Source organism: Myxococcus vastator (assembly GCF_010894475.1).
Taxonomy (GTDB): Bacteria; Myxococcota; Myxococcia; order Myxococcales; family Myxococcaceae; genus Myxococcus; species Myxococcus vastator.
This window is the reverse complement of sequence record NZ_JAAIYB010000880.1, coordinates 1-1100: the sequence shown is the minus strand read 5'-3', so window position 1 is coordinate 1100 and position 1100 is coordinate 1. Positions and strand designations below refer to the sequence as shown.

2 protein-coding genes are annotated in these 1100 nt (G+C 68.5%); both read right to left on the bottom strand.

What is annotated here, in order from left to right; translation table 11 throughout:
• Positions 1-656, bottom strand: a 656-nt coding sequence (locus tag G4D87_RS38065) for a M16 family metallopeptidase (RefSeq protein ID WP_163787629.1), incomplete at its 3' end; no start/stop codon positions are given.
• Positions 653-1100, bottom strand: a 448-nt coding sequence (locus tag G4D87_RS38060) for a sensor histidine kinase (protein WP_240358948.1), incomplete at its 5' end; no start/stop codon positions are given. The genes G4D87_RS38060 and G4D87_RS38065, both read right to left, overlap by 4 nt.

Here is a 1100-nt window from a genome sequence, read left to right as displayed (position 1 = left end):
ACGCTGGACGGGCCGCGGGGGAGGCGGGCGAAGGCGCGCTCGGTCATCTCCAAGACCTCCGAGTGCTTCACCCGGCCGGCGGCGGTGACGACGATGTTCCCCGCGACGTAGTGCTGGGCGAAGTGCTCCAGGATTTGCGGGTGCGTCAGGCGGGTGACGGACTCCCGCGTGCCGGCAATCTTCAGGGCCAGCGGGTGACCGGGGAAGAGCAGGTGCTTGGACAGGTTGTCCAGGTCGATGTCCCGGCCCTTCTCGTCCACCTCGTCGAGCATCTCCTCGAGGATGATCTGCCGCTCCACCTCCATGTCGGTGAGGCGGGGGCGGGTGAGCATGTCGCCGATGATGTCCAGGCCCACGCGCAGGTGCGCGGGGTGGATGGGCGTGTAGTAGTACCCGTGGTCCCGGGTGGTGACGCCGTTGAGGTTGCCGCCGACCTCCTCCACGGCCGCGTTCATCTTCACCGTGTCTGGCCAGCCTTCGCTGCCTCGGAAGAAGAGGTGCTCCAGGTAGTGGCTGACGCCGTTGCTGAGGAGCGTCTCGTGACGGCTGCCCGTCCGCACATAGACGGCGAGCAGGGCGGTGTGGAGGTGGGGCGTCTCGACAGTAACGACGCGCAGCCCGGAGGGCAGCACGTCCCGGTACGTAGCGAAGCTCATGCGCGAGGAAGCCTTAACACGAAGGCCGTCCCCTGGCCGGGAATACTCTGGCAGGAGAGCGAGCCACCGTGCGCCTGGAGGATTTGTTGACTGACGGCCAGGCCCAGGCCGGTGCCCCCCTCCTTGGTGGTGAAGAAGGGCTCGAAGAGGTGCTGGCGGGCCTCCTCCGTCATGCCCTGTCCGGTATCCCTCACCGTGACTTCCACGGCGTCCTCCGCTGGACGGGTGATGATGGTGAGGCGGCCGCCGGAGGGCATGGCCTCGCGGCTGTTGCGCAGCAGGTTGAGGAAGACCTGGCGCAGCTGGCCCTCGTCGGCGAGCACGTGCGGGGTATCCAGGGCGAAGTCGCGCACCACGTCCACGCCAGCGCGCTCCAGCTCCTCGCGGGTGAAGTCGAGCACGGTGTCCAGCACGGCGGTGACGTCGCGCGGGTCCAGGTCGGGC